The following is a 23,121-nucleotide window of genomic DNA, read 5'->3' as shown; positions in this document are numbered from 1 at the left end:
GGGAGAAACCAAATGATCCAGATGCAGACCAACCTGGATGTTGCTGACAACTCCGGCGCTCGCCGAGTTCAGTGCATCAAGGTTCTGGGTGGTTCCAAGCGTCGATACGCATCCGTGGGCGACATCATTGTCGTCTCGGTCAAGGAAGCCATCCCGCGCGGTCGCGTGAAGAAGGGCGACGTCCGCAAGGCCGTCGTCGTGCGCACCGCCAAGGAAGTCCGTCGTGAAGACGGCACCGCCATTCGTTTTGACCGCAACGCCGCCGTGATCCTGAACAACGCAGGTGAGCCGGTTGGTACCCGTATTTTCGGGCCGGTCGTTCGCGAGCTGCGTGCCAAGAACTTCATGAAAATCATCTCGCTCGCCCCGGAGGTGCTGTAAGATGGCTGCCAAACTGAAAAAAGGTGACACCGTGGTCGTTCTGTCCGGCAAGGACAAGGGCCAAAAAGGTACGATCACCAATGTTGACCCGAAATCTGGCAAGGCCGTGGTTGAAGGCGTGAACATGGCGATCCGCCACACCCGCCAGAGCCAGACCAGCCAAGGCGGTCGCATCCCCAAGGCGATGCCGATCGACCTCAGCAATCTGGCGATTGTCGATAAGAACGGCAAACCGACCCGCGTTGGCTTCAAGATCGAAGGCGACAAGAAGGTCCGTTATGCCAAGACCACGGGGGACGTGATCGATGCTTGATACCGCAACCTATACCCCGCGCCTCAAGACGCATTTCCGCGAGGTCATCAAGCCTGCTCTGAAGGAAGAGTTCGGCTACAAGAACGACATGCAGATCCCGCGTCTTGAAAAGATCGTGCTCAACATCGGCTGCGGTGCCGAGGCTGTGCGCGACTCGAAAAAGGCGAAGTCGGCACAGGAAGACCTGAGCACGATCGCCGGTCAGCGCGCTGTCGTCACCAAGGCCCGCAACTCTATCGCCGGTTTCCGCGTTCGCGAAGACATGCCGCTTGGGGCCAAGGTCACACTGCGTGGCGACCGTATGTATGATTTCCTCGACCGTCTGATCACCATCGCGATGCCGCGTATCCGCGACTTCCGTGGGGTTTCGGGCAAGTCGTTCGATGGGCGTGGCAACTATGCCATGGGCATCAAGGAACATATCATCTTCCCCGAAATCAACTTCGACAAGGTCGACGAAGTCTGGGGGATGGACATTGTCATCGCAACCACGGCGAAGACCGACGCTGAAGCCAAGGCGCTGTTGAAGCAATTCAACATGCCCTTCAACAGCTGAGCCGGGGGAGGATAGATCTATGGCTAAGAAATCAATGGTCGAGCGCGAGAAGAAGCGCCAAGTTCTGGTGGATCGTTTCGCCAAGAAACGCGCCGCGCTGAAAGTGATCATCAATGACCAGAGCAAGCCGATGGAAGAGCGTTTCCGCGCCTCTCTCAAGCTTGCTGCACTGCCGCGCAACAGCTCGGCCACGCGGCTGCACAACCGGTGCCAGCTTACGGGCCGTCCGCACGCGTACTACCGCAAACTCAAAGTGTCCCGGATCATGCTGCGCGAGCTCGGCTCGAGCGGGCAGCTGCCCGGCGTCGTGAAATCGAGCTGGTGAGGAGGTCAGAGATATGAACGATCCTATCGGCGATATGCTCACCCGTATCCGCAACTCGCAGATGCGTGGCAAGTCCACCGTGATGACCCCCGCCTCGAAAATGCGTGTGCGCGTTCTCGATGTTCTGGCATCCGAGGGCTATATCCGTGGCTATGAGATGACGCAGGATGCCAATGGCCATCCCGCTATCGAAATCAGCCTCAAATACTACGAAGGCACGCCTGTCATTCGCGAAATGAAGCGGGTTTCCAAGCCCGGTCGTCGCGTCTATCTGGGCGTCGATGACATTCCGCAGGTCCGTCAAGGTCTGGGTGTGTCGATTGTCTCCACCTCCAAGGGTGTGATGTCGGATGCAGCCGCGCGCGCAGCCAATGTTGGCGGCGAAGTGCTCTGCACTGTCTTCTAAGGAGACCTGGTCATGTCACGAATTGGTAAGAAACCCGTTCCCCTGCCCTCCGATGTCACTGTGACGCTGTCGGGACAGAAGATCGAAGTCAAAGGCCCCAAGGCAACCAAGACCTTTACCGCGACGGATGATGTCACCATCACCGTCGAGGATAATGAGATCTCGGTCACGCCGCGCGGCAAATCCAAGCGCGCGCGCCAGCAGTGGGGGATGACCCGTACGGTCATCGCCAACATGGTGCACGGCGCTCGGGATGTCTTCAAGAAAGAGCTGGAAATCCGCGGTGTGGGCTATCGTGCCCAGATGGCGGGCAACGTGCTCAAGCTGAACCTCGGCCTCAGCCATGATGTCGATTTCCCCATTCCGGACGGTGTGACCGTGACCGCGCCCAAGCAGACTGAGCTTGTGGTCGAAGGCACGGACAAGCAGCTCGTTGGACAGGTCGCGGCCAATATCCGCGACTGGCGGCGTCCCGAACCCTACAAGGGCAAGGGCATCCGCTACAAAGGCGAGTACATCTTCCAGAAGGAAGGCAAGAAGAAGTAAGGACGCGACAGATGGCAAACAGCAAAAGAAAACTGTTCCTCAAACGCCGCCTGCGCGTTCGGAACAAACTCCGCAAGGTCAATGCAGGGCGCGTGCGCCTCAGCGTTCACCGCTCCAACAAGAACATCAGCGTGCAGCTGATCGACGACGTCAACGGTGTGACGCTCGCCGCCGCCTCGACCCTCGAAAAGGATCTGGGCATGGTGGGCAAGTGCAATGTCGAGGCTGCCACCAAGATTGGCACCGCGATTGCCGAGCGGGCCCAAAAAGCCGGCATCACCGAGGCCTATTTCGATCGGGGCGGCTTTCTGTTTCACGGGCGTGTCAAGGCAGTTGCCGACGCCGCGCGTGAAGCTGGCCTGAAGATTTAAGGAGACGAGAGAATGGCAAGAGAAGACAACCGCCGCGACCGTCGCGAACGCGAGGAAGCCCCGGAGTTCGCCGATCGTCTCGTCGCGATCAACCGTGTGTCCAAGACGGTCAAGGGCGGTAAGCGCTTTGGCTTTGCGGCACTGGTGGTCGTGGGCGATCAAAAGGGCCGGGTAGGCTTTGGCAAGGGCAAGGCTAAGGAGGTCCCCGAGGCCATCCGCAAAGCCACCGAGGCGGCCAAGCGCGCAATGATCCGCGTGCCGCTGCGCGAGGGCCGCACCCTGCACCACGACATGGAAGGGCGTCATGGCGCCGGCAAGGTCGTGATGCGCACAGCTCCGCATGGTACTGGCATCATTGCCGGTGGCCCGATGCGCGCCGTGTTCGAGATGTTGGGGATTCAGGACGTAGTCGCGAAATCGACCGGCTCGCAGAACCCCTACAACATGATCCGCGCCACGCTCGATGGTCTCCGCAAAGAGACCAGCCCGCGTATGGTGGCGCAGCGCCGTGGCAAGAAGGTGGCCGACATCCTGAAAAAGGGTGACGAAGCGCCGGTAGCCGAAGCGGCAGAAGCGTAAGGAACGGGACAAATGGCAAAAACCATCGTCGTCAAGCAGATCGGCAGCCCGATCCGCCGCCCTCAGGATCAGCGCCAGACCCTCATCGGTCTGGGTCTGAACAAGATGCACAAGACCCGTGAGCTCGAGGATACCCCCTCGGTGCGTGGCATGGTCAACAAGCTGCCGCATCTGGTTAAGATCATCGAGGAGCGCGGTTAAACCGTCGCAGGCTGAGATATCTCAGCCAGTAAAAATCAGAACGCCCCGGTCCGTGAGGATCGGGGCTTTTTGCGTGATGCGGTGGGGTCATCCTTTAGTCGCGTCCGACCAGAATCAGCGCCGGGCTCTGGCATGGTGCGTGATAGGTTCAGAGCCGGGGTTGATCCGGGGGTTTGAATCCTCGATCACCCATCCGCATCGCTTTGAGGAGGAAGGCCGATGTATGACCAATGTTCCGGTGGTTGCGACCACATCCATACCCATACCAAACATGCACCGATCGACAATCACACCTGTCACTGTTCCGTTTGCAAGAGTGTGACGGGCCAGGACACGACCCATGTGGTGTTCTACAACCACGGTGATGTCGTGGTGGATAACGAGGCGGGTTTGAAGCGCCAGCCGTTCAACGCCAACAACCCCGATGGTCCGCTGGAGCTGTGCACCTGCGGCACCTGCGGCGCGCCGATCATGCTTGATGACAAGCAGCACCGAATCCGCGTGATCGTGCCCAACCTCATGGGCTATGGCGACAAGATCGCCTCAGCCAGTTATCATGCGTTCTATGACCCGGCGACGGGCGTGCCCAAGCCCGATGATGGCCGCCCGGTCTATCCCGCGTTGCGTCCCGATTTCGTTTGGCCGCCGTCATCCTGAGAGGTTTATCCATGGTCGGGACGTACCTTAGCCCCGGCCATGTGGTGTCTCGAGGTTCAGAACCGGGTTGATCGGAATGATCCGGTTGGGGTTTATCGTGTCATGGCTGTAATGATAGTGGCGTACGATATGGTCGAAATTGACCGTCTCTGCCACACCCGGCCATTGATAGAGCTCGCGCAGATAGCCCCACAAGTTCGGGTAATCGACAATGCGCGCGCGGTTGCATTTGAAGTGCAGGTGATAGACCGGATCAAACCGGATGAGGGTGGTAAAGAGCCGCCAATCGGCTTCGGTCACGCGGTCGCCCATCAGGTAACGAGTCTGGCCCAACCGCTCTTCCAGCCAATCGAGGCTTGAAAAGAGGGGATGCACGGCACTGTCATAGGCCTCTTGGCTGGTGGCAAAACCGGCCTTGTAGACGCCGTTGTTGACGGTGTCATAGATGCGCTCATTTACCAACTCAATCTCGGCGCGCAGGTCTTCGGGCCAGAAATCCAGAGAGTTGTCGGTGATCCCGTCGAAGGCGGAATTGAACATGCGGATGATCTCGGCGCTTTCGTTCGAAACAATGGTTTCGCGCTCTGTGTCCCAGAGGATCGGCACCGTCACACGGCCTGAGATGTCTGGGTCAGCCTTGAGATAGATGTCGCGCGCATAGGGCAGACCATAGAGCCGGTCGCCAGTCGCGCAGGAGAAGTCGGTGCGGAATTCCCAGCCCTCCGAGAGCATGTCTGGATGTACGACAGAGACGTCTATGTGATCCTGCAAGCCCTTGAGCGCGCGAAAGATCAGCGTGCGATGCGCCCAAGGGCAGGCCAGCGACACATAGAGGTGATAGCGTCCGCTTTCCGCCTTGAAACCGCCATCGCCCGACGGTCCGGCGCTGCCGTCCGACGTGATCCAACTGCGGAATTTCGCGGTCGAGCGCACGAATTTTCCGCCTGTCGAACTGGTGTCGTACCATGTGTCTTGCCATTTGCCGTTGACCAGTTGGCCCATGTCATCTCTCCTTTTTCAGGCCAATCTAGGGGCACTGGCATGGGCGGGTAAGCCGCAGCACCGCGCAGCGCCCGTGCAGAGCTGCACATGTCGCGAACGGGGGCGGGGGCTTCGTTTCTTCGTTTGCAGCATCGCGGCGCTGCGCCTATAAGCGTCCATGACGAAGCCCGCGACCGGGCCGGAAAGGTGTGCGACGATTGGCTGACCCATGTCGGGAGCGGATCGCGCGTCGTCGGGGCCGCCTGGCCCGATCATCCCTTTTCGCCCTGTCGCGTGACCGAGCAAAAGGGGACTGCCATGCGATTTGCCACGATTCTGACTGCGCTATTGAGCGGCACCGCTGCCTATGCCCATCCGGGCCATCTGGCCGAGGTGGCGGGGCATGGCCACTGGTTGGGGGCCGCCGCCCTTGGGGCGGCGATTGCGATAGGCCTTTGGTCCGGGCTGCGCGCGCGCAAGGAGCGGGCAGAGACAGATGAAGCCGAAGAAGAGAGCACTGACGAAGCGCCGCAGGAGGCATGAGCATGGTCAAAACAGGTGTGATGATCTGCGGGCACGGCTCGCGCAGCCAGTCGGCGGTCGATGAATTCAGCGTGTTGGCGGATAAACTGCCGGGCTATCTGCCCGATGACTGGCTGATGGAATACGGCTATCTCGAATTTGCCAACCCGGTGATCCGCGATGGTCTGGACCGTCTGCGCGCGGCGGGCTGCGAGCGGATTCTGGCGGTGCCGGGGATGCTCTTTGCCGCCATGCATTCCAAGAACGACATTCCCACGGTCCTTAATACCTATGCCGCCACGCATGGGATCGAGGTGCGCTATGGTCGTGAACTGGGGGTGGACCCCAAGATGATCGCCGCTGCCGGGGCCCGCATTCGCGAGGCGATTGACCGCGCCAATGTGAAACATGGCGAGGTTGGCCTGCATGACACCTGCCTCGTGGTGATCGGGCGTGGCGCGTCCGACCCGGATGCCAATGCCAATGTCGCCAAGATCGCGCGGCTCTTGCACGAAGGCATGGGCTTTGGTTGGTGCGAGGTGGGCTATTCCGGTGTCACCTTCCCGCTGGTCGAGCCGTGCCTGCAGCATGTGGTCAAACTGGGCTACAAACGCGTGGTGGTATTTCCCTATTTCCTCTTTTCCGGCATTCTGATTGACCGCATCTATGGCTTTACCGACCGCGTCGCGGCCGAGCATCCGGGCATGCAATTCGTCAAGGCCGGCTATCTCGGGGACCACCCCAAGGTTCTCGAAACCTTTGCCGAACGTGTGACAGAGCAACTGAGCGCCGTGCCGCCGCCCAATTGTGGCACCTGTCAGTATCGCACGCAAATCCTCGCCATTGAAGGCGGGGCGGTGCAACGCATCACGCCCGAACAGCGCGCCGCCTTGGCCGAGGCGCGGGGCACCGGGCATCCGGCGTTTGGTGATGTGCCGCCGCCGACCTGCGTCATGTGCAAATACCGGACCCAGATTCTGGGCTTCGAGGCCGAGGTTGGGGCGGTGCAGGAAAGCCATCATCACCATGTCGAAGGGCAGGGCGCCTCTGCGCCCGGCTCGAACGTGGCCGATTGCATGCTCTGCGATACCTTCTGCACGGGGCTATGCCGGTTGGAGGCGCAGGCCAAGCACCACCATGACCATGATCACGGGCATCACCATCACCACGATCATGATCATGATCATGCACATGACCACGGGCATGATCACCATCATGATCACGACCACCACCACGCGCCCTATCCCCATGCCCGCCATCCGCATGGGCCAGAGAGCGCGCGGCGGACCAAGGCCTAGGCTCGGCTTCTTCTTGGTGAAAATACTCCCGCCGAGGGCTCTTACGCTCCCGGTATTTGCAAAGGCATGACAGTGCGCCCATATGAAAAAAACCCCTCTGCCATCTACGAGATGAGCTTTGCCACAGTGCGCCAAGAGGCGCGGCTCGATCGGTTTGGCCCCGGCATGGAGGCGCTTGCGATCCGGCTCATTCATGCCTGCGGTATGGTCGAGGTGGCGGATCGTCTGGCGTTTTCCAGCGGGGCCTATGCTGCGGGCCATGCCGCCTTGCAGGCCGGTGCGCCGGTGTTTTGCGATTGCGAGATGGTGGGCGCGGGCATCATCCGCCGCTACCTGCCGCAAGACAACGAGGTGATCGTCACGTTGAATGACCCGCGCGTGCCGGGAATCGCTGCGGGGATTGGCAATACGCGCTCGGCGGCGGCGGTGGAGTTGTGGGCGGAACGGCTGGAGGGTGCCGTGGTGGCGATCGGCAATGCGCCGACCGCGCTTTTTCATCTCCTCGAATTGCTCGACGAGGGCGCGCCGCGCCCGGCGCTGATCCTGGGCTTTCCCGTGGGGTTCGTTGGCGCGGCTGAGAGCAAGGCGGAACTGGCGGACAATCCACGCGGCTGCGACTTTGTGACCCTGCGCGGGCGGCGCGGCGGATCGGCGATGGCGAGCGCGGCGGTCAATGCCCTTGCCGCAGGCTTGCCAGAGGTGCGCGCATGACCGGCAACGTGGACACTTGGCTGCATATCGTTGGCATTGGCGAGGATGGGATGGCCGGGCTCTTGCCCGCAACCCGCGCCATTGTCGAGGCCGCAGAGGTGATCGTGGGCGGCGAGCGGCATCACCACTTGTCCGAGGCCGTGACGGCAGAGCGCATCGCCTGGCCCTCGCCGTTTGATGCGCTAACCGGCCTTCTGGCAGGGCTGCGCGGGCGGCGTGTAGTGGTTCTGGCCACGGGCGACCCGCTGTGGTTCTCGGTCGGCGCGCGGATCGGGCGTTCTTTGCCGCCCTCCGAGATTGTCTATCATCCGCAGCTTTCGGCGTTTCAGCTTGCTGCGGCAAGGATGGGCTGGAGCATGGCGGATCTTGAGACGCTGACGGTGCATGGGCGCCCCGTCGAGCAGATGATCGCCTTCATTCAACCCGATGCGCGGCTCTTGATCCTGACCACGGGCGCCGAAACGCCCGGGCAGATCGCCAAGTTTCTGACCGAACGGGGGTTTGGTCAATCGCGGATGACGGTCCTGGCCAATATGGGCGGGGCCGAGGAGGCGCGGTTTGATGGGCTGGCCGAAAGCTGGGCGCATGTGGTGCCGCCGTTCAACACGCTGGCAGTGGACTGTGTGGCCGCCCCCGAGGCCGCGTTGTTGCCCCGCGTGCCGGGACTGGCGGATGATCTCTTTCAACACGACGGCACCATGACCAAACGCGAGGTGCGCGCCGCCACGCTGGCCAAGTTGATGCCGATGCGTGGGGCGCTGTTGTGGGACATCGGCACCGGCTGCGGTTCGGTTGCGGTAGAGTGGATGCGCGGCTCGCGCTATGCTCGCGCGATTGGCATCGAGCCGCGCGCGGATCGCCGCGCGATGGCGGCAGCGAATGCATTGGCGCTTGGTGTGCCGCGACTGGAGTTGATCGAAGGTCGTGTGCCCGAGGCGTTGACCGGGCTTGAGGCCCCGGATGCAGTTTTCATCGGCGGCGGGCTGTCGGAGGCAGTGTTCGAGGCAGCTTGGGGCGCGCTGCGGCCTTTGGGACGTTTGGTGTGCAACGCCGTCACCTTGGAGAGCGAGGCGGTGTTAGTGGCGCTCTACAAGCAACACGGCGGCGAGTTGGTGAAATTGCAGGTCAATCGCGCAGAGCCAGTGGGGGGGCTGACGGGTTGGCGGCCACTCATGCCGGTCACGCAATGGAGCCTGGTGAAGCGATGAGCGGTGGGCGTCGGAATTGAGCATCTTTGGAACGATGAAAGGCGCGCGCGCGCATGGCCGGTAAGCTCTTTGGCGTAGGCCTCGGACCGGGCGACCCCGAGCTGATGACTCTCCGGGCGCATCGGCTGATTTCGGCTGCGCGCGTGGTGGCCTATCCGGCATTGGCGGGAGGTGAGAGTTTTGCCCGCGCGATTGCCGCCGGAGCGATTGCGCCGGGCACGCGCGAGATCGTGATGGATGTGCCGATGACGGTCGAGCGTGCGCCCGCACAAGCGGCCTATGATCGAGGCGCGGCCGAGATTGCCGGGGCCTTGGATGAGGGGCAGGATGTGGTATGCCTCTGTGAAGGGGACCCGTTTTTCTATGGGTCTTTCATGTATCTCTTTGCCCGCCTCAGTGGGCGCTATGAGGTCGAGGTTGTGCCCGGCGTCACCTCGATCGCCGCCTGCGCGGCGCGGGCGGGGCGGCCCTTGGTGGCGCGCAACGAGCGGCTGACAGTGCTGCCGGGCCCGTTGCCCGAGGCGGAGTTGCGGGCGCGGATCGAGGGGGCCGAAAGCGTAGCCATCATGAAAGTGGGGCGGCATCTCTCCAAGATCCGGGCGGTGATCGACGATCTGGGGCTGACCGCGCATGCCGTCTATGTCGAACGCGCGAGCCTGCCCGAAGAGGTGGTCTGCCCGCTGGCGCAAGTGCCTGAAAAGGCGCCATATTTTTCAATGATTCTGCTCACGAAAGGGGCCGATCCATGGCTGTGAGACCTGTTGTTCTGGCGCTGAGCCGCTCTGGTGAGGCGGTGGCACATCGCGTGGCTGATCTGATCGGCGGCGATGTGCATGGCCGCGAGGGGCGTGTGGACCAAGCGGCGGCCTGGTTTCCCAATGCGCTCGATCATGCGCGTGACCTCTTTGCTGCCGGGGTGCCGGTGGTGGGGGTCTGTGCCAGCGGTATCCTGATTCGGGCGGTCGCGCCGATGTTGAGCGACAAGCGGGGAGAGCCGCCTGTGGTTTCGGTGAGCGACGATGGCTCGGTGGTCGTGCCGCTCTTGGGGGGGCACCGCGGGGCAAACCGGCTGGCGGCGGTGATTGCCGAGGGTCTAGGCGCCGTTGCGGCGGTGACGACGGCAGGCGATGTGGCGATGGGCGTGGCCCTCGATGCGCCGCCCATGGGCTACCGTCTGGCCAATACCGAGGATGCCAAGGCGGCGATGGCGGCGATGCTGGCGGGTGAAGGTGTCAGTGTCACTGGAGAAAATATATTTGACATCAAAGAGATGGGTGGCTCTGTCGAATTGGTGGTGACTGAGGCATCGGTTGCGGGCAATGATCGGCGGCTCGTCTATCATCCGCAGCGTTATGCGCTTGGTCTTGGTTGCGCGCGGGGCTGCGAGACCGAGGAACTTTGGGATCTGGTCTGTCGGACCTTGGACGAGGCCAATATTGCGCCGGGGGCGGTGGCCTGTGTGGCGTCGATTGACCTCAAGGCTGACGAAGGTGCCATGAATGCTGTGGCGCGGCGGTTGGGTGTGCCCTTCCGCCTGTTCACTGCGGCGGAGCTGGAGGCCTTTGCAGGGCAGTTGGCGAACCCGTCCGAAGTGGTTTTTGCCGAGGTTGGATGCCATGGCGTGTCCGAGGGTGCGGCACTGGCATGTGGTGGGCAACTTGTTGTAGAAAAACGGAAAACTGCCAATGCAACCTGTGCGCTGAGCCGGTCCGAGGCGGTCATTACCGAGATGCCGGGGCGCGCGCGCGGGCGTTTGAGCGTGCTGGGCATTGGCCCCGGACAGGCAAGTTGGCGGACGCCGGAAGTCTCTCGTCTGGTGGCGGAGGCGGACGAGTTGGTGGGCTATGGCCTCTACATCGACCTCTTGGGTCCATTGGCAGCGGGGAAGAGTCGCAGCGATTTTCCGCTGGGAGGCGAGGAGGCGCGGTGCCGTTATGCGCTGGAACAGGCAGGGCAGGGAAAGAACGTTGCGCTGATTTGTTCAGGAGATGCAGGTATTTACGCGATGGGGGCGCTGGTTTTCGAGCTCTTGGATCGCGGGCCGGAAGCGCAGGGGGTGAGTGACGCGGCGCGGCGGGTGGAGGTTGTGTGCTCGCCCGGTGTGTCGGCGCTGCAGGCTGCGGCGGCGCGGGCGGGGGCCCCTCTTGGGCATGATTTCTGCACGATTTCGCTGAGTGACCTATTGACGCCGCGCGAAGATATCATTCGGCGATTGAATTCTGCGGCAGAGGGCGATTTCGTGATCGCTTTCTACAATCCGGTGTCCAAGACGCGGCGGACTTTATTGTCCGAGGCGCGGGATATTTTGCTCAAACACCGTCCGGCGGATACGCCTGTGCTCTTGGCAAGCTCGCTGGGGCGACCGGAAGAATCCTTGCGATACAGGCGCTTGGCCGATTTGCAGGTGGATGAGGTGGATATGTTAACGGTTGTTCTGGTCGGGTCGTCCAACAGCCGTCTGGCGCAGTTGGGCGAGGGGCCGCGCATGTTCACGCCGCGCGGCTATGCGCGCAAGATTGACGGCGATCTGGCCGAGGTCAGAATAGGGAAGGCATTGAAATGACTGTCTATTTCATCGGTGCAGGGCCGGGCGATCCCGAGCTTTTGACCAAGAAGGCGGAGCGCATCATCGGGCAATGCCCCGTTTGCCTTTATGCCGGGAGCCTTGTGCCGGCCGAGGTTGTGGCCGGGGCACCTGAGGGAGCGCTGGTCATGGACACCGCGCCGATGACGCTGGAGGATACCCACGCGGTCATTTTAGAGAGCCATAACAAGGGTTTGGACGTGGCGCGGGTGCATTCGGGCGATCCGTCACTCTATGGTGCGATTGCGGAACAAATTCGTAAACTCCGGGCTGATGGCATTGATTATCAGATCATTCCGGGGGTTCCGGCCTATGCGGCGGCGGCGGCGGCGCTGGGGCAGGAATTGACCGTGCCAGAAATCGCGCAAAGCATTGTTTTGACGCGGGTTTCCATGAAATCCACGTCGATGCCCGAGGGCGAGACGCTGGAGAATTTCGCGCGGACGGGTGCCACGCTGGCGATTCACCTTGGTATCCGTAACCTACGGGAAATACACAGAATTTTGGCGCCCTACTATGGCGATGACTGCCCCGTGGTGGTGGCCTACCGGGTGGGCTGGCCGGATCAGATGTTTATCCGGGGCACGCTTGCGGACATTCACGCCAAGGTCCGGGCCGAGAAGATTACCCGTACCGCATTGATTCTGGTGGGAAAAGTTCTGGGCGAGATTGCTGATTTCAAGGATAGCGCGCTCTATGATCCGGGGGTGCCGCATGTGCTGCGGCCCAAGGTGGCGGCGAAGGTGTAGACCTTACGATTCGTAAGGTTTGTAAGGGGATTTTGTAAGGTCGGCGGTTTTCTTCGCGCGGAACAAGGCCGAAGGCCGCCGCGCGATCGCCGACCCGCCCCCCGGGGCGGCGATTGGCTGAGGTTTTGGCACCCACGGACGTAGGGCAGGCTTTGCCGAGATAAACTGCCCCTCACATGCGTCGGATCGCCACCCCGCGGGTCGGCGACCGCGCGGCTTAAGGAAAGCCGATGCATTCATGAAATTTCATTTGATTTTTTCACGGAATCGGAGCAGCGTGAAAATCGAGCGGAAATTTTCACGAGACCTTCCATGCAGCAGAGTCAGATCGACGGGATGCGCAGCCTTGGTGCGGACCTGCGCGCCCTGCGCAAGGCGCGCGGGCTGACGCTGGCAGCACTGGCCGAAATGCTGGGGCGGTCGGTCGGGTGGCTGTCTCAGGTCGAGCGCGATCTGTCGGAACCGTCGATCAGCGATCTGCGGCAAGTGGCCGAGGTGTTGGGTGTGCCGATGTCATTGCTCTTTGGCCATGCGAGCGCGCCCGCCGAGGAACAGGGCTATGTGGTGCGCGCGGGCGCACGGCGGCCGATGGGATCGGGCGAGGAAGGGTTGATCGAGGAGTTGCTCTCGCCGGACCTGACAGATGATTTCGAGGTGATCCATTCGACATTCCGCCCCCGGTCCAAGATGCAGCGCCCGGCGCAGCGCCCGACGCAGGAGGTGGGCTATATCCTGTCCGGGCGGCTGGACCTGAGTATTGGGGAGCGGAAATTTACTGTCGGTCCCGGTGACAGTTTCCGGTTTCGCGGCGAGCCCTATGGCTGGGCCAATCCCTATGACATCCCTTGCGTGGCGATCTGGGTGATCGCCCCGCCGGTGTATTGAGGGCGCGCCATGAGCTATCACGCCTGGACCGTCTTTGCGCTCTTCTGGGTGGTGTTTGTCACCACGCCGGGGCCAAATGCGGTCAATTGCATCACCAACGGTATGACCATCGGGTTTCGGCGCAGCCTCTGGGGGGTGTTGGCGATCCTGACGCAAGCGACGCTGTTCCTGAGCCTGTCGGCAGCGGGGATCACGGCGCTGATCGCGGCCTCGCCACTGGCGTTTCAGGTGGCCAAGCTGATCGGGGCGGGGTTCCTGATTTACCTCGGGGTGCGCGGTTGGATCCTGGCGCGGCGACCTGTTGAGGCGGGGGAGGCCCCGAAAGGCTCGGTCTATTGGCGGGCGCTGGCGATTGCCACGATCAACCCCAAGAGTGTGGCGGGCTATCTGGCGGCGTTTTCGCAATTCGTGCAGCCCGACGTGCCGATTGGCGCGCAGATGTGGGTGATATTCCCCACGGCGCTGAGCCTGACGACGCTGAGCTATGTGGGCTACACCGCGCTTGGGGCGGGGCTTGGCCGGGCTGCGCTGGGGGCTGTGTTCAATGTCTGGCTGCGGCGGGGGATGGCCGCCTGTTTCGTGATCTATGGCGTGGCTCTGGGCAGCGCCGCAACACCGGGGAGAGGATGATGCACAAGGGATCGTGTCTGTGTGGAGATGTGACATTTACGGTGAATGCGGCACCGAAAGGCGCGAGCGTGTGCCATTGCGGGCAGTGCCGCAAGCAATCGGGGCATGTCTGGGCCTCGGCCTATGTGGCGCGGTCGGATTTGAGCATTTCGGGACCCGTGAGCTGGTACGCGGCGAGCGACATCGCCAAGCGCGGCTTTTGCCCCAAATGCGGCTCGTTCCTGTTCTGGGCCGCTCACGCGGAGGACACCATGAGTTTCGCGCTGGGGGCGCTGGAGGCACCGACCGGACTGCGCTTGGAGAAGCACATCTTTGTCAAGGACAAGGGTGATTATTACGACATCGCGGACGGCGTGCCGCAGAAGGACTGAGGGAGAGGGACATGGCGGAATTTCCGGGCACGGCGCGGGTCGTGATCATCGGCGGGGGCGTGGTGGGTGCGTCCTGCCTCTATCATCTGGCCAAGGCGGGGTGGAGCGATTGTTTGCTGCTCGAAAAGAACGAGTTGACCGCTGGCAGCACATGGCATGCGGCGGGCAATGTGCCGACCTTCTCGACCAGCTGGTCGGTGATGAACATGCAGCGCTATTCCACCGAGCTTTATGCACGCCTTGGCGCGGAGGTGGATTATCCGATGAATTACCACCAGACCGGCTCGATCCGTCTGGCGCATAGCCGCGAGCGCATGCAGGAGTTTCAGCGCGCGCGGGGGATGGGCAAGTATCAGGGGATGGATCTGGAAATCCTCGGGGTGGACGAGATCAAGGCGCGTTACCCGTTTCTGGAGACGCATGACCTGCAAGGCGCGCTCTATGATCCCAATGACGGCGATATTGATCCCGCACAGGTGACGCAGGCGCTGGCCAAGGGCGCGCGGGACATGGGCGCGACGATCCTGCGGTTCACGCCTGCCACGGGCGTGCGGCGTGAGAATGGGGAATGGATCGTCGAGACCGAGAAGGGCGAAATTCGCTGTGAGTATGTCGTGAACGCCGCCGGGTATTACGCGCAGCGGGTGGGCGAATGGTTCAAGCCTTACGGTGGGCGCACGGTGCCGATGATGGTGATGAGCCATCAGTATCTACTGACCGATGAAATCCCGGAACTGGAGGCGTGGAGCCGGGAGCAGGGGCACAAATTGCCGCTCTTGCGCGATGTCGACAGCTCTTACTACCTGCGGCAGGAAAAATACGGTCTGAACCTCGGGCCCTATGAGCGCAATTGCAAGGCGCATTGGGTGAAGCCTGACGATCCGATGCCGGAGGATTTCAGCTTTCAGCTCTACCCCGACGATCTGGAGCGGCTGGAGTGGTATATCGAGGATGCGATGGCGCGGGTGCCGTTGCTGGGGCAGGCGGGGATTTCCAAGGTCATCAACGGCCCCATTCCCTATGCGCCCGATGGTCTGCCGCTGATTGGCCCGATGCCGGGGGTGCCCAATGCGTTCGAGGCCTGTGTCTTTACCTTTGGCATCGCGCAGGGCGGCGGCGCGGGCAAGGTGCTGGCGGAATGGGTGACGGAAGGCGCGACCGAATGGGACATGTGGGCCTGTGACCCGCGCCGCTATACCGATTACACCGACCGGGACTATTGCATCGCCAAGGGGATGGAGGTGTATGGGCATGAATATGCCATGCATTTCCCGTGGCACAGATGGCCCGCGGCGCCGGATCGCAAGGTGAGCCCGGTGCATGACAAGGTGAAGGCGCTTGGCGGCGTCATGGGCGTCTACAATGGTTGGGAGCGGGCGAACTGGTTTGCCAAGCCCGGCGACGACACCTCGGAGGCCGCGACGCAGACCTGGGACCGCGCGGGTCCGTGGGAGGCGCGCATTCGCGAGGAATGCGAGGCGGTGCGCGATGCCTGCGGCGTGCTCGATCTGCCGGGGTTCACGCGGCTCTGGATCGAGGGGGCGGGGGCAGATGACTGGCTGCGCGGCTTTGTGACGGGGGGATTGCCCAAGGTGGGGCGGATGAACCTTGTTTATGTGGCCGACAAGCGCGGGCGGATCGTGACGGAGTTTTCCTGCATCCGGCTGAAGGAGGACAGTTTCGTGCTGATCACGGCGGCCACCGCGCAATGGCATGACGGCGAATTGGTGCGAAAGGCGCTGCCCGAGGGGCTGAGCCTGCGCGAGACCACGACGGAGCGCGATGCGCTGCTCCTGGCGGGGCCGAAAAGCCGCGAGATTCTGGCGGGGCTGACTGATGCCGATCTGAGCCTGCCGTGGTTGAGCCATCAGCATGCGACCATCGCGGGGCAAAAGGCGTTTCTGGCGCGGGTGAGCTTTACCGGCGAATTGGGCTGGGAAATCCATGCCGAGAATGCGGCGATCCCGGCGATCTATGAGGCGTTGATGGCGGCGGGGGTGAAACCCTTTGGCATGTTCGCGCTGAATTCCTTGCGCATCGAGAAGGGCTATCGCGCGTGGAAAGGTGATCTGAGCACCGATTATTCGATGCTGGAGGGAGGGCTGGACCGGTTCGTCAAACTGGACAAGCCGCAGGATTTCCCTGGCAAGGCGGCGATTTTGGCCGAGAAGCAGCGGGGCGTGAAGAAACGCTTTGTCACGCTGATCGTCGAGGCCAAGGCAGCGGATGCGCCCTATATGTCTACGCTCTGGCATGACGGGCAGATCGTGGGCGAAACCACGAGCGGGGCCTGGGGCTATCGCGTGAATGCCAGCGTGGCCCTGGGCATGTTGCGCGCAGATCTGGCGGTGCCGGGAACCGAAATCGAGGTGGAGATTTACGGGGAACGCTGCCGCGCGGTGGTGCAGCCCGACGCGCCCCTCTGGGATCCGGAGAATGAGCGGTTGCGGGCATGACCCTGCCTGAAACCATGTGCGGCGTGCATCTCACCCGTCATGGCGGACCTGAGGCCTTGGCGTGGCGCGCGGATATTCCGGTGCCACGGCCCGGCCCCGGCGAGGTGCTGGTGCGGGTGCGGGCGGCGGCTGTCAACAACACCGACATCAACACCCGCGAGGGGTGGTATGCGGCAGAGGTGACAGTGGCCACCGGCGAGACTGCGGACGGTGTGGAGAGCGGCGGCTGGGCGGGCGCGCTGGCGTTTCCGCGTATTCAGGGCGGTGATCTCTGTGGCGAGGTGGTGGCGCGCGGGCCGCAGGTCGAAACGCCTGCGCTGGGCGCGCGCGTCACGTGCCCGATCAACATTCCGCGCCCGACCGAGGAAAATCCGGTCGGATTCATCGCGCTCGGGTCCGAGATCGACGGCGCCTTTGCGCAATACTGCCTGATGCGCGCCGATGACCTCTATGACGTGAGCGATGTGCCGCTCTCGGATATCGAGCTTGCGGCTCTGCCATGCGGTTTTGGCACGGCGCTGGGCCTGTTGGACCGGGCGGGTGTGGGGCCGGGGCAAGAGGTGTTGATCACCGGCGCCTCTGGCAATGTCGGCCTTGCGGCAGTGCAGCTTGCGGCGGCGATGGGCGCGCGCGTGACGGGGATTGCAGCCGCCGCCAAGGCGGCGGTGTTGCGCGAGGAAGGCGCGGCAGAGGTGATCGCGCGCGACGCGCCCTTGCCGCAGGATCGCTATGACGCGGTGATCGACCTTGTGGGCGGCGCGGGCGTTGCCGCGCTGATTGATGCGTTGCGCCCCGGCGGGCATTATGCCGTGGCCGGTGCCGTTGCCGGACCGATGATCACGGTTGATCTGAGGCGCATTTATCTGCGCGACATCACGCTGCATGGCTGCACCTATCAGGCGCCGGAGGTGTTTGCCCGGTTGATCGAGATGGCGCGCGCGGGGCGCGTGCGCCCCCGCATTGCCGACACCTACCCGTTGCGCGACATCGCCCGCGCGCAGGCGGATTTTCAGGCCAAGACCCATGCTGGGAAATTGGTGCTTTTACCCCCGGAGGACAAAGAATGACCGAAATCACGCTGCTCGATGGCTCTATCGGGCAGGAATTGGTGAAACGCTCGGGCGACCGGGCGACGCCGCTCTGGTCGACGCAGGTGATGATTGACCATCCCGGGATCGTCCGGTTGGTGCATGACGATTATTTCGCGGCGGGGGCCACGGTGGCCTCGACCAATACCTATGCGGTGCTGCGCGACCGGCTGACGCGCGTCGGATTGCAGGATGAGGTGGCGCGGCTGACCGATGTGGCGGTATCGGCAGCGGTGGCGGCACGCGATGCCCATGGCTCGGGCCGGGTGGCCGGAGCGATCGGGCCTCTGGTGCAGTCCTATCGGCCTGACCTCTGCCCGCCCGCCGCAGAAGCCGCCGCTCTCTACGCCGAGAATGTGGCGCTGCTCAGGGATCGGGTGGACCTGATCCTGCTGGAAACCATGGCCTCGGTCGATCAGGCGCGCGGCGGCTTGATGGCGGCGGGGCAGAGCGGCCTGCCGGTCTGGCTGGGGGTCACGGTGATGGATGATGACGGAACGCGGCTGCGTTCGGGCGAGGCGTTGGGCGATCTGGCCCCGTTGGTGGCCGAGTTTGCGCCCGAGGCGGTGTTGATCAACTGCACGCGGCCTGAATCGGTGGCGGCGGGGCTGGAGATCGTGCGCGGGTTCGGCGTGCCTTTCGGGGCCTATGCCAATGGCTTTACCTGCATCAGCGCTGGCTTTCTGGGGGCGGCGCCCACGGTGGATGCGCTGGAGCAGCGCAGCGATCTGAGCCCGGACGCCTATGCCGATTTTGCCATGGGCTGGGTCGCGCAAGGGGCCAGCATCGTGGGCGGTTGCTGTGAAGTGGGGCCTGCGCATATCGCGGAACTGGCACGGCGGCTGCGCGCGGCCGGGCATGACATCGTCTGAGACTTTCATCGTTATATCATGGGGTTATGAATGACCGATCTTCCAACTCAGGCCCGTGTGGTCATCATCGGCGGCGGCGTCGTGGGCTGTTCCGTGGCCTATCATCTGACCAAGCTCGGTTGGCAGGATGTTGTCCTGCTGGAGCGCAAGCAATTGACATCGGGCACCACCTGGCATGCGGCCGGGCTGATCGGGCAATTGCGTGCCTCGGCCAATATGACGCGGCTCGCGCGGTATTCGGCAGAGCTCTACACCGGGCTTGAGGCCGAGACCGGCGTTGCCACCGGGTTTCGGCAAGTGGGATCGGTGTCGGTCGCGCTGACGGGGGAGCGGCTGGAGGAACTCAAGCGCAATGCCGCGATGGCGCGCGCCTTTGGCGTGCCGGTCGAGGAGATGAGCCCGAGCGAGATCAAGCTGCGCTATCCGCATCTCAATCTTGACGGCGTTACGGGCGGGGTCTGGTTGCCCACGGACGGGCAGGCGGACCCCGCGAATATCGCGCTGGCGCTGGCCAAGGGCGCGCGCAACCGCGGCGCGCGGGTGCAGGAGCGGGTCAAGGTCACGGGGATTGCCCGCGCCGGGCGGCGCGTGACCGGGGTCGACTGGCAGGGCGAGGACGGCAGCGCGGGCCATATCGCCTGTGAGATGATCGTCAATTGCGCGGGCATGTGGGGGCATGAGGTGGGCCGGATGGCGGGCACCAATGTGCCGCTGCATGCCTGTGAGCATTTCTATATCGTGTCCGAGCCGATTGCGGGATTGACGCAATTGCCGGTCCTGCGGGTGCCCGATGAATGCGCCTATTACAAGGAAGATGCCGGCAAGATCATGCTGGGCGCATTCGAGCCGGTGTCAAAGCCCTGGGGGATGAATGGCATCCCCGAGAGTTTCGAATTTGACCAGCTGCCCGAGGATTTCGACCATTTCGAACCGATCCTGGAGGCGGCGGTGAACCGGATGCCGATGCTGGCCGAGGCGGGAATTCACACCTTCTTTAACGGTCCGGAAAGTTTTACCCCCGATGATGCCTATCATCTGGGGCTCTGCCCCGAGATGGACAATGTCTGGGTTGCCGCCGGGTTCAATTCCATCGGCATCCAGTCGGCCGGGGGGGCGGGCCATGCGCTGTCGCTCTGGATGGATGCGGGAGAGCGGCCATTTGATCTGGGTGATGTGGATGTGGCGCGGATGCAGCCCTTTCAGGGCAACAAGCGCTATTTGTTCGAGCGGTCCACCGAGACGCTGGGCCTGCTTTATGCCGATCATTATCCGTATCGGCAAAAGGCCACGGCGCGCGGTGTGCGGCGCACGCCGTTTCATGCGCAGCTCTTGGCCCAAGGTGCTGTCATGGGCGAACTGGCGGGCTGGGAGCGGGCCAATTGGTATGCAGAGGCCGGGCAGGAGCGGGAGTATCGCTATAGCTGGAAGCGGCAGAACTGGTTTGAGAACACGGCGGCGGAGGTGCGGGCCATTCGCGGGGCCGTGGGCATGTACGATATGTCGAGTTTCGGCAAGCTGCGGGTCGAGGGCCGCGACGCCGAGGCGTTTTTGAACCATGTCTGCGGGGCGGATATGTCGGTGGCGCCGGGACGGATCGTCTATACGCAGTTCCTGAATGCCAAGGGCGGTATCGAGGCCGATGTGACGGTGACGCGGCTGAGCGAGAGCGCCTATCTGGTGGTGACACCGGCGGCGACGCGGCTGGCGGATGAAACCTGGCTGCGGCGGCATGTGGGGGAGCGCGCGGTCGTGATCACCGATGTGACGGCGGGCGAGGGCGTGCTGGCCGTGATGGGGCCGAAGGCGCGCGACCTCATGCGCGCGGTCTCGCCCGATGATTTCTCGAACGCTGCGCATCCCTTTGGGCAGGCCCGGCAGATCGAGATCGGCATGGGCGTCGCGCGGGTGCATCGCGTGTCCTATGTGGGCGAGTTGGGATGGGAGATCTATGTGAGTGCCGATATGTGCGGCCATGTGTTCGAGGTGCTGCATGCGGCGGGGGCGGACCACGGGCTGAAACTCTGCGGGATGCACGCGATGGACAGTTGTCGCATCGAAAAGGCGTTCCGGCATTTCGGCCATGACATCACCTGCGAGGATCACGTGTTGGAGGCGGGGCTTGGCTTTGCCGTGGCCACGGGCAAGGCCGATTTCATCGGGCGCGAGGCCGTTCTGGCCAAGCGCGAGGCGGGGTTGGAGCGGCGGTTGGTGCAGTTTCGCCTGACGGACCCCGAGCCGATGCTCTATCACAACGAGCCCTTGCTGAGGGACGGCGAGATCGTGGGCTATCTGAGTTCGGGCGCCTATGGGCATCATCTGGGAGGGGCGATGGGCCTCGGCTATGTGCCCTGCGCGGGCGAGAGTGCCGAGCAGGTTCTGGCCTCGGGCTATGAGGTCGATGTGGCCGGGGTCAGGGTGAAGGCGGAGGCGTCGCTCAGGCCGATGTATGATCCCAGATCCGAGCGTGTGAAGGCATGAGGCGGAGTGGGGGGCCAGCCCCCCACACCCCCCGAGGTATTTTGGGCCAGATGAATGTGGGAGTGGTCATGGCGGGGCGGGTCGTGTAAGGCGCGGCCATGAGTGACTATGATCCGCCGACCGATCCGCTTGAGGTGCTGCATGACGATCACGAGATCGTCGTGGTGAACAAGCCTGCGGGCCTATTGAGTGTGCCGGGCAAGGGCGAGCATCTGGCCGATTGCCTGATGGCGCGGGTGCGCGATGTGTTTCCCACCGCGCTCTTGGTGCATCGGCTGGATCGCGACACCTCCGGCGTGATGATCTTTGCGCTGACGCCCCATGCGCAGCGGCATCTGGGGCTGCAATTCGAGAAGCGGCAGACGCGCAAGACCTATGTGGCGCGGGTCTGGGGGCGGATGGAGCCGGAAACCGGCGTGGTCGATCTGCCGCTCATCGTGGATTGGCCCAAACGCCCGTTGCAAAAGGTCTGTCACGAGACCGGGCGCGCGGCCTTGACCGAATGGCGGGTGCTGCGCGCGGGGGACGAGGAGAGCCGGGTGCGGCTGAGCCCCAAGACCGGGCGGAGCCATCAGCTGCGGGTGCATATGCTGGCGCTGGGCCATGTGATTTTGGGCGATCCGCTCTATGCGAGCGGGGCGGCGCGGGATTTTCCGCGCCTGATGCTGCATTCCGAGGAATTGCGGCTGCGCCATCCGGACGGCGGTGCCGGGGTCAAGTTTCGGGCGGCGGCGCCGTTCTGAGGCCGATGTGGGTCACGGTGTGACATAGCTCCAATGCGGTGGCCAGATGCGCCGCCCGTCGATGAATCGGCCCCGTTTGGGTTTCGCGTGAACACGGTTTATGAAGGCCTCCGCGTCAAGAAAAAGGGCCGGGCAAAGATGCCCGGCCCGATCAAGAGAGGATGTTGCGAGGGGGTTAGCCTTGCCATTCTTTCATGGTCTCGAAGTCCTCGACCGTGAGGCTGGTCGTGGCTTGGATGGACGACGTCACGCTGTCCGCGTCATGGCTGAGGGTGATGTCGTCAAAGTCTACGGCGACCGGCTTTTCGCCCAGCCCGAGAAAGCCGCCAACATCGACGATCACATGCTCGACCTGACCATCATCGGTCACGACAATGTCCGAGATTTCGCCGACATGCTCGTCTGCGCTGTCATAGAGTGCCACGCCTTGAAGATCCTCGGCGGTGAGGGCCGCGCGCTCGTCGCCGGACAGTTCCGGCATGGTTGCGGCGTCGGCAGTGCTGGTTGTGTCCGCCGTGGATCCAGCATTGGCCTCTGGGTTCGCCTTGGTCCCCGACTGGCCGGTCGTCATGTCAGAGGACTCGGTCGCGCTTGGGGCGGTCTGATCGGTGGTGTCCGACTGCGCCAGAACCGGCATTGCGCTGAGTGCGACGATTGCGGTGGTTGCGAGAATGCGTTTCATGGATGAGCTCCTTTGTCCTGCATTGATGAGAGGCCGCAGAGAGGCGGCCCTCTGTCAATCCAACCGTCAGAGGCGCGCAAGGTTTCAAAGAATGGTCAAAATATACTTGTGAACCTGAAGGAACTTTGACGGCTGTCGCGCGTTTTCCGGGGACGTGCCCCCGCCTGCTGCGGGCTGGCCTCTGCGGGGTCCAGATGTGGCGCGCCCTGCAAGATTGGAGTTTGGAACATGCTTGAGATTACTGGCATTGGCGGGATCATTCTGTTGATCCTCGATATTTGGGCTATCATTTCGGTTGTGGGGTCGGGGGCGACCACGGGCAAGAAGGTGCTTTGGGTGGTGCTGGTCCTGTTGCTGCCGCTTTTGGGCTTTATTCTGTGGCTCTTGTTCGGGCCGCGCTCTGGCCGGGTGTAATGCCGTCTTTATGCCAAGGCCGAGGGCATCTCGTCTTTGGGCCGTCGTGCTTTTTCAGGGAACCGAACGGGGGAAGGCGCGTTACAAGACCATGGTCAACGTGATGCGCTGACC

28 protein-coding genes are annotated in these 23,121 nt (G+C 63.0%); 26 read left to right on the top strand and 2 right to left on the bottom strand.

Annotated features, from left to right (window positions below):
• Positions 1 to 12: 12 nt before the first annotated feature.
• The 10 genes from rplN to AACZ65_RS15200 all read left to right on the top strand — a co-directional run bounded on the left by rplN (position 13) and on the right by AACZ65_RS15200 (position 4,335).
• Positions 13 to 381 carry a 50S ribosomal protein L14 gene (rplN, locus tag AACZ65_RS15245; RefSeq protein WP_008281882.1) on the top strand — a complete coding sequence of 123 codons (369 nt, stop codon included), beginning with the start codon at positions 13 to 15 and terminating at the stop codon, positions 379 to 381.
• A gap of 1 nt (position 382) precedes the next feature.
• Positions 383 to 694, top strand: coding sequence for a 50S ribosomal protein L24 (rplX, locus tag AACZ65_RS15240; RefSeq protein WP_008281883.1), 312 nt, complete (start codon positions 383 to 385; stop codon positions 692 to 694).
• Positions 687 to 1,250, top strand: a complete 564-nt coding sequence (gene rplE / locus AACZ65_RS15235; protein ID WP_037273485.1) for a 50S ribosomal protein L5 — start codon at positions 687 to 689, stop codon at positions 1,248 to 1,250. Before rplX ends, rplE begins: the two co-directional genes overlap by 8 nt.
• 19 nt (positions 1,251 to 1,269) lie before the next feature.
• Positions 1,270 to 1,575, top strand: coding sequence for a 30S ribosomal protein S14 (gene rpsN, locus AACZ65_RS15230; protein WP_037273488.1), 306 nt, complete (start codon positions 1,270 to 1,272; stop codon positions 1,573 to 1,575).
• 13 nt (positions 1,576 to 1,588) lie between these two features.
• On the top strand, positions 1,589 to 1,981 hold the full coding sequence (gene rpsH / locus AACZ65_RS15225) for a 30S ribosomal protein S8 (protein ID WP_037273490.1): 393 nt from the start codon (positions 1,589 to 1,591) through the stop codon (positions 1,979 to 1,981).
• Positions 1,982 to 1,993: 12 nt separating this feature from the next.
• Positions 1,994 to 2,527: a 50S ribosomal protein L6 gene (rplF, locus tag AACZ65_RS15220; protein WP_037273493.1), complete on the top strand. Its 534-nt coding sequence runs from the start codon at positions 1,994 to 1,996 to the stop codon at positions 2,525 to 2,527.
• Between the two features lie 11 nt (positions 2,528 to 2,538).
• Positions 2,539 to 2,898 carry a 50S ribosomal protein L18 gene (gene rplR, locus AACZ65_RS15215; protein WP_037273494.1) on the top strand — a complete coding sequence of 120 codons (360 nt, stop codon included), beginning with the start codon at positions 2,539 to 2,541 and terminating at the stop codon, positions 2,896 to 2,898.
• A gap of 12 nt (positions 2,899 to 2,910) precedes the next feature.
• Positions 2,911 to 3,477 carry a 30S ribosomal protein S5 gene (gene rpsE, locus AACZ65_RS15210; RefSeq protein ID WP_037273496.1) on the top strand — a complete coding sequence of 189 codons (567 nt, stop codon included), beginning with the start codon at positions 2,911 to 2,913 and terminating at the stop codon, positions 3,475 to 3,477.
• Between the two features lie 12 nt (positions 3,478 to 3,489).
• A complete protein-coding gene (gene rpmD, locus AACZ65_RS15205; RefSeq protein ID WP_008281890.1) occupies positions 3,490 to 3,678 on the top strand; it encodes a 50S ribosomal protein L30 in 189 nt (62 codons plus the stop codon).
• A 219-nt stretch (positions 3,679 to 3,897) separates the two neighbouring features.
• On the top strand, positions 3,898 to 4,335 hold the full coding sequence (locus AACZ65_RS15200; protein ID WP_339672245.1) for a GFA family protein: 438 nt from the start codon (positions 3,898 to 3,900) through the stop codon (positions 4,333 to 4,335).
• Positions 4,336 to 4,362: 27 nt separating this feature from the next.
• Here AACZ65_RS15200 and AACZ65_RS15195 read toward each other — a convergent pair whose 3' ends face one another.
• On the bottom strand, positions 4,363 to 5,337 hold the full coding sequence (locus tag AACZ65_RS15195) for a glutathione S-transferase family protein (protein ID WP_339672243.1): 975 nt from the start codon (positions 5,335 to 5,337) through the stop codon (positions 4,363 to 4,365).
• Between the two features lie 297 nt (positions 5,338 to 5,634).
• Between AACZ65_RS15195 and AACZ65_RS15190 the strand changes: the two genes are divergently transcribed.
• The 15 genes from AACZ65_RS15190 (at position 5,635) to AACZ65_RS15120 (ending at position 21,911) form a co-directional block, all read left to right on the top strand.
• Positions 5,635 to 5,859, top strand: coding sequence for a DUF6732 family protein (locus AACZ65_RS15190; RefSeq protein WP_339672241.1), 225 nt, complete (start codon positions 5,635 to 5,637; stop codon positions 5,857 to 5,859).
• Entirely contained in the window at positions 5,856 to 7,136 is a 1,281-nt protein-coding gene (locus tag AACZ65_RS15185) for a sirohydrochlorin chelatase (RefSeq protein WP_339672239.1), read from the top strand. Before AACZ65_RS15190 ends, AACZ65_RS15185 begins: the two co-directional genes overlap by 4 nt.
• A 66-nt stretch (positions 7,137 to 7,202) precedes the next feature.
• Positions 7,203 to 7,847, top strand: coding sequence for a precorrin-8X methylmutase (locus AACZ65_RS15180; RefSeq protein WP_339672237.1), 645 nt, complete (start codon positions 7,203 to 7,205; stop codon positions 7,845 to 7,847).
• Entirely contained in the window at positions 7,844 to 9,055 is a 1,212-nt protein-coding gene (cbiE, locus tag AACZ65_RS15175; protein WP_339672235.1) for a precorrin-6y C5,15-methyltransferase (decarboxylating) subunit CbiE, read from the top strand. The genes AACZ65_RS15180 and cbiE overlap by 4 nt, the downstream gene beginning before the upstream one ends.
• Before the next feature lie 53 nt (positions 9,056 to 9,108).
• Complete coding sequence (gene cobI, locus AACZ65_RS15170) at positions 9,109 to 9,810, top strand: precorrin-2 C(20)-methyltransferase (RefSeq protein WP_339672233.1); 702 nt, start codon at positions 9,109 to 9,111, stop codon at positions 9,808 to 9,810.
• On the top strand, positions 9,801 to 11,618 hold the full coding sequence (cobJ, locus tag AACZ65_RS15165) for a precorrin-3B C(17)-methyltransferase (protein ID WP_339672231.1): 1,818 nt from the start codon (positions 9,801 to 9,803) through the stop codon (positions 11,616 to 11,618). The genes cobI and cobJ overlap by 10 nt, the downstream gene beginning before the upstream one ends.
• Positions 11,615 to 12,388, top strand: a complete 774-nt coding sequence (cobM, locus tag AACZ65_RS15160; RefSeq protein ID WP_297542848.1) for a precorrin-4 C(11)-methyltransferase — start codon at positions 11,615 to 11,617, stop codon at positions 12,386 to 12,388. The genes cobJ and cobM overlap by 4 nt, the downstream gene beginning before the upstream one ends.
• Before the next feature lie 312 nt (positions 12,389 to 12,700).
• Entirely contained in the window at positions 12,701 to 13,273 is a 573-nt protein-coding gene (locus tag AACZ65_RS15155; RefSeq protein WP_339672229.1) for an XRE family transcriptional regulator, read from the top strand.
• A 9-nt stretch (positions 13,274 to 13,282) separates the two neighbouring features.
• Positions 13,283 to 13,903 (top strand): LysE family translocator, encoded by a 621-nt coding sequence (locus tag AACZ65_RS15150; RefSeq protein ID WP_339672227.1) that lies wholly within the window; start codon positions 13,283 to 13,285, stop codon positions 13,901 to 13,903.
• Positions 13,903 to 14,274, top strand: coding sequence for a GFA family protein (locus tag AACZ65_RS15145; protein WP_339672225.1), 372 nt, complete (start codon positions 13,903 to 13,905; stop codon positions 14,272 to 14,274). The genes AACZ65_RS15150 and AACZ65_RS15145 overlap by 1 nt, the downstream gene beginning before the upstream one ends.
• Before the next feature lie 11 nt (positions 14,275 to 14,285).
• Positions 14,286 to 16,730, top strand: coding sequence for an FAD-dependent oxidoreductase (locus AACZ65_RS15140; protein ID WP_339672223.1), 2,445 nt, complete (start codon positions 14,286 to 14,288; stop codon positions 16,728 to 16,730).
• Complete coding sequence (locus tag AACZ65_RS15135; RefSeq protein WP_339672221.1) at positions 16,727 to 17,797, top strand: zinc-binding dehydrogenase; 1,071 nt, start codon at positions 16,727 to 16,729, stop codon at positions 17,795 to 17,797. Before AACZ65_RS15140 ends, AACZ65_RS15135 begins: the two co-directional genes overlap by 4 nt.
• The gene (locus AACZ65_RS15130) at positions 17,794 to 18,690 is read left to right on the top strand and encodes a homocysteine S-methyltransferase family protein (RefSeq protein WP_339672219.1); all 897 of its coding nucleotides are present in this window, start codon (positions 17,794 to 17,796) and stop codon (positions 18,688 to 18,690) included. The genes AACZ65_RS15135 and AACZ65_RS15130 overlap by 4 nt, the downstream gene beginning before the upstream one ends.
• A 30-nt stretch (positions 18,691 to 18,720) precedes the next feature.
• Positions 18,721 to 21,168 (top strand): FAD-dependent oxidoreductase, encoded by a 2,448-nt coding sequence (locus tag AACZ65_RS15125; protein ID WP_339672217.1) that lies wholly within the window; start codon positions 18,721 to 18,723, stop codon positions 21,166 to 21,168.
• A gap of 98 nt (positions 21,169 to 21,266) precedes the next feature.
• Positions 21,267 to 21,911, top strand: a complete 645-nt coding sequence (locus AACZ65_RS15120) for a pseudouridine synthase (RefSeq protein ID WP_339672216.1) — start codon at positions 21,267 to 21,269, stop codon at positions 21,909 to 21,911.
• A 175-nt stretch (positions 21,912 to 22,086) separates the two neighbouring features.
• On the opposite strand, the gene AACZ65_RS15115 is transcribed toward AACZ65_RS15120, so the two are convergent.
• A complete protein-coding gene (locus AACZ65_RS15115) occupies positions 22,087 to 22,593 on the bottom strand; it encodes a PRC-barrel domain-containing protein (RefSeq protein WP_339672214.1) in 507 nt (168 codons plus the stop codon).
• Positions 22,594 to 22,821: 228 nt separating this feature from the next.
• Between AACZ65_RS15115 and AACZ65_RS15110 the strand changes: the two genes are divergently transcribed.
• Positions 22,822 to 23,007: a PLDc N-terminal domain-containing protein gene (locus AACZ65_RS15110; protein ID WP_037273534.1), complete on the top strand. Its 186-nt coding sequence runs from the start codon at positions 22,822 to 22,824 to the stop codon at positions 23,005 to 23,007.
• The last annotated feature ends 114 nt before the right edge of the window (positions 23,008 to 23,121 follow it).

Origin of the sequence: uncultured Roseovarius sp., assembly GCF_963972555.1 — a bacterium.
GTDB lineage: Bacteria > Pseudomonadota > Alphaproteobacteria > Rhodobacterales > Rhodobacteraceae > Roseovarius > Roseovarius mucosus.
The sequence above is the reverse complement of the archived record's forward strand: the minus strand, read 5'-3'. Positions and strand labels throughout refer to the sequence as shown.

Bases quoted from the DNA above. Each gene is read 5' to 3' on its own strand.
- rpsE (WP_037273496.1), top strand. From the start codon at position 2,911: ATGGCAAGAGAAGACAACCGCCGCGACCGTCGCGAACGCGAGGAAGCC.
- AACZ65_RS15135 (WP_339672221.1), top strand. From the start codon at position 16,727: ATGACCCTGCCTGAAACCATGTGCGGCGTGCATCTCACCCGTCATGGC.
- rplN (WP_008281882.1), top strand. From the start codon at position 13: ATGATCCAGATGCAGACCAACCTGGATGTTGCTGACAACTCCGGCGCT.
- rpsH (WP_037273490.1), top strand. From the start codon at position 1,589: ATGAACGATCCTATCGGCGATATGCTCACCCGTATCCGCAACTCGCAG.
- AACZ65_RS15195 (WP_339672243.1), bottom strand. From the start codon at position 5,337: ATGGGCCAACTGGTCAACGGCAAATGGCAAGACACATGGTACGACACC.
- AACZ65_RS15150 (WP_339672227.1), top strand. From the start codon at position 13,283: ATGAGCTATCACGCCTGGACCGTCTTTGCGCTCTTCTGGGTGGTGTTT.
- AACZ65_RS15140 (WP_339672223.1), top strand. From the start codon at position 14,286: ATGGCGGAATTTCCGGGCACGGCGCGGGTCGTGATCATCGGCGGGGGC.
- cobM (WP_297542848.1), top strand. From the start codon at position 11,615: ATGACTGTCTATTTCATCGGTGCAGGGCCGGGCGATCCCGAGCTTTTG.
- cobJ (WP_339672231.1), top strand. From the start codon at position 9,801: ATGGCTGTGAGACCTGTTGTTCTGGCGCTGAGCCGCTCTGGTGAGGCG.
- AACZ65_RS15115 (WP_339672214.1), bottom strand. From the start codon at position 22,593: ATGAAACGCATTCTCGCAACCACCGCAATCGTCGCACTCAGCGCAATG.
- AACZ65_RS15110 (WP_037273534.1), top strand. From the start codon at position 22,822: ATGCTTGAGATTACTGGCATTGGCGGGATCATTCTGTTGATCCTCGAT.
- cobI (WP_339672233.1), top strand. From the start codon at position 9,109: ATGGCCGGTAAGCTCTTTGGCGTAGGCCTCGGACCGGGCGACCCCGAG.
- AACZ65_RS15120 (WP_339672216.1), top strand. From the start codon at position 21,267: ATGAGTGACTATGATCCGCCGACCGATCCGCTTGAGGTGCTGCATGAC.
- AACZ65_RS15180 (WP_339672237.1), top strand. From the start codon at position 7,203: ATGACAGTGCGCCCATATGAAAAAAACCCCTCTGCCATCTACGAGATG.
- AACZ65_RS15185 (WP_339672239.1), top strand. From the start codon at position 5,856: ATGAGCATGGTCAAAACAGGTGTGATGATCTGCGGGCACGGCTCGCGC.
- AACZ65_RS15125 (WP_339672217.1), top strand. From the start codon at position 18,721: ATGACCGATCTTCCAACTCAGGCCCGTGTGGTCATCATCGGCGGCGGC.
- rpsN (WP_037273488.1), top strand. From the start codon at position 1,270: ATGGCTAAGAAATCAATGGTCGAGCGCGAGAAGAAGCGCCAAGTTCTG.
- rplE (WP_037273485.1), top strand. From the start codon at position 687: ATGCTTGATACCGCAACCTATACCCCGCGCCTCAAGACGCATTTCCGC.
- rplF (WP_037273493.1), top strand. From the start codon at position 1,994: ATGTCACGAATTGGTAAGAAACCCGTTCCCCTGCCCTCCGATGTCACT.
- cbiE (WP_339672235.1), top strand. From the start codon at position 7,844: ATGACCGGCAACGTGGACACTTGGCTGCATATCGTTGGCATTGGCGAG.
- rpmD (WP_008281890.1), top strand. From the start codon at position 3,490: ATGGCAAAAACCATCGTCGTCAAGCAGATCGGCAGCCCGATCCGCCGC.
- AACZ65_RS15130 (WP_339672219.1), top strand. From the start codon at position 17,794: ATGACCGAAATCACGCTGCTCGATGGCTCTATCGGGCAGGAATTGGTG.
- AACZ65_RS15155 (WP_339672229.1), top strand. From the start codon at position 12,701: ATGCAGCAGAGTCAGATCGACGGGATGCGCAGCCTTGGTGCGGACCTG.
- AACZ65_RS15145 (WP_339672225.1), top strand. From the start codon at position 13,903: ATGCACAAGGGATCGTGTCTGTGTGGAGATGTGACATTTACGGTGAAT.
- rplR (WP_037273494.1), top strand. From the start codon at position 2,539: ATGGCAAACAGCAAAAGAAAACTGTTCCTCAAACGCCGCCTGCGCGTT.
- AACZ65_RS15200 (WP_339672245.1), top strand. From the start codon at position 3,898: ATGTATGACCAATGTTCCGGTGGTTGCGACCACATCCATACCCATACC.
- rplX (WP_008281883.1), top strand. From the start codon at position 383: ATGGCTGCCAAACTGAAAAAAGGTGACACCGTGGTCGTTCTGTCCGGC.
- AACZ65_RS15190 (WP_339672241.1), top strand. From the start codon at position 5,635: ATGCGATTTGCCACGATTCTGACTGCGCTATTGAGCGGCACCGCTGCC.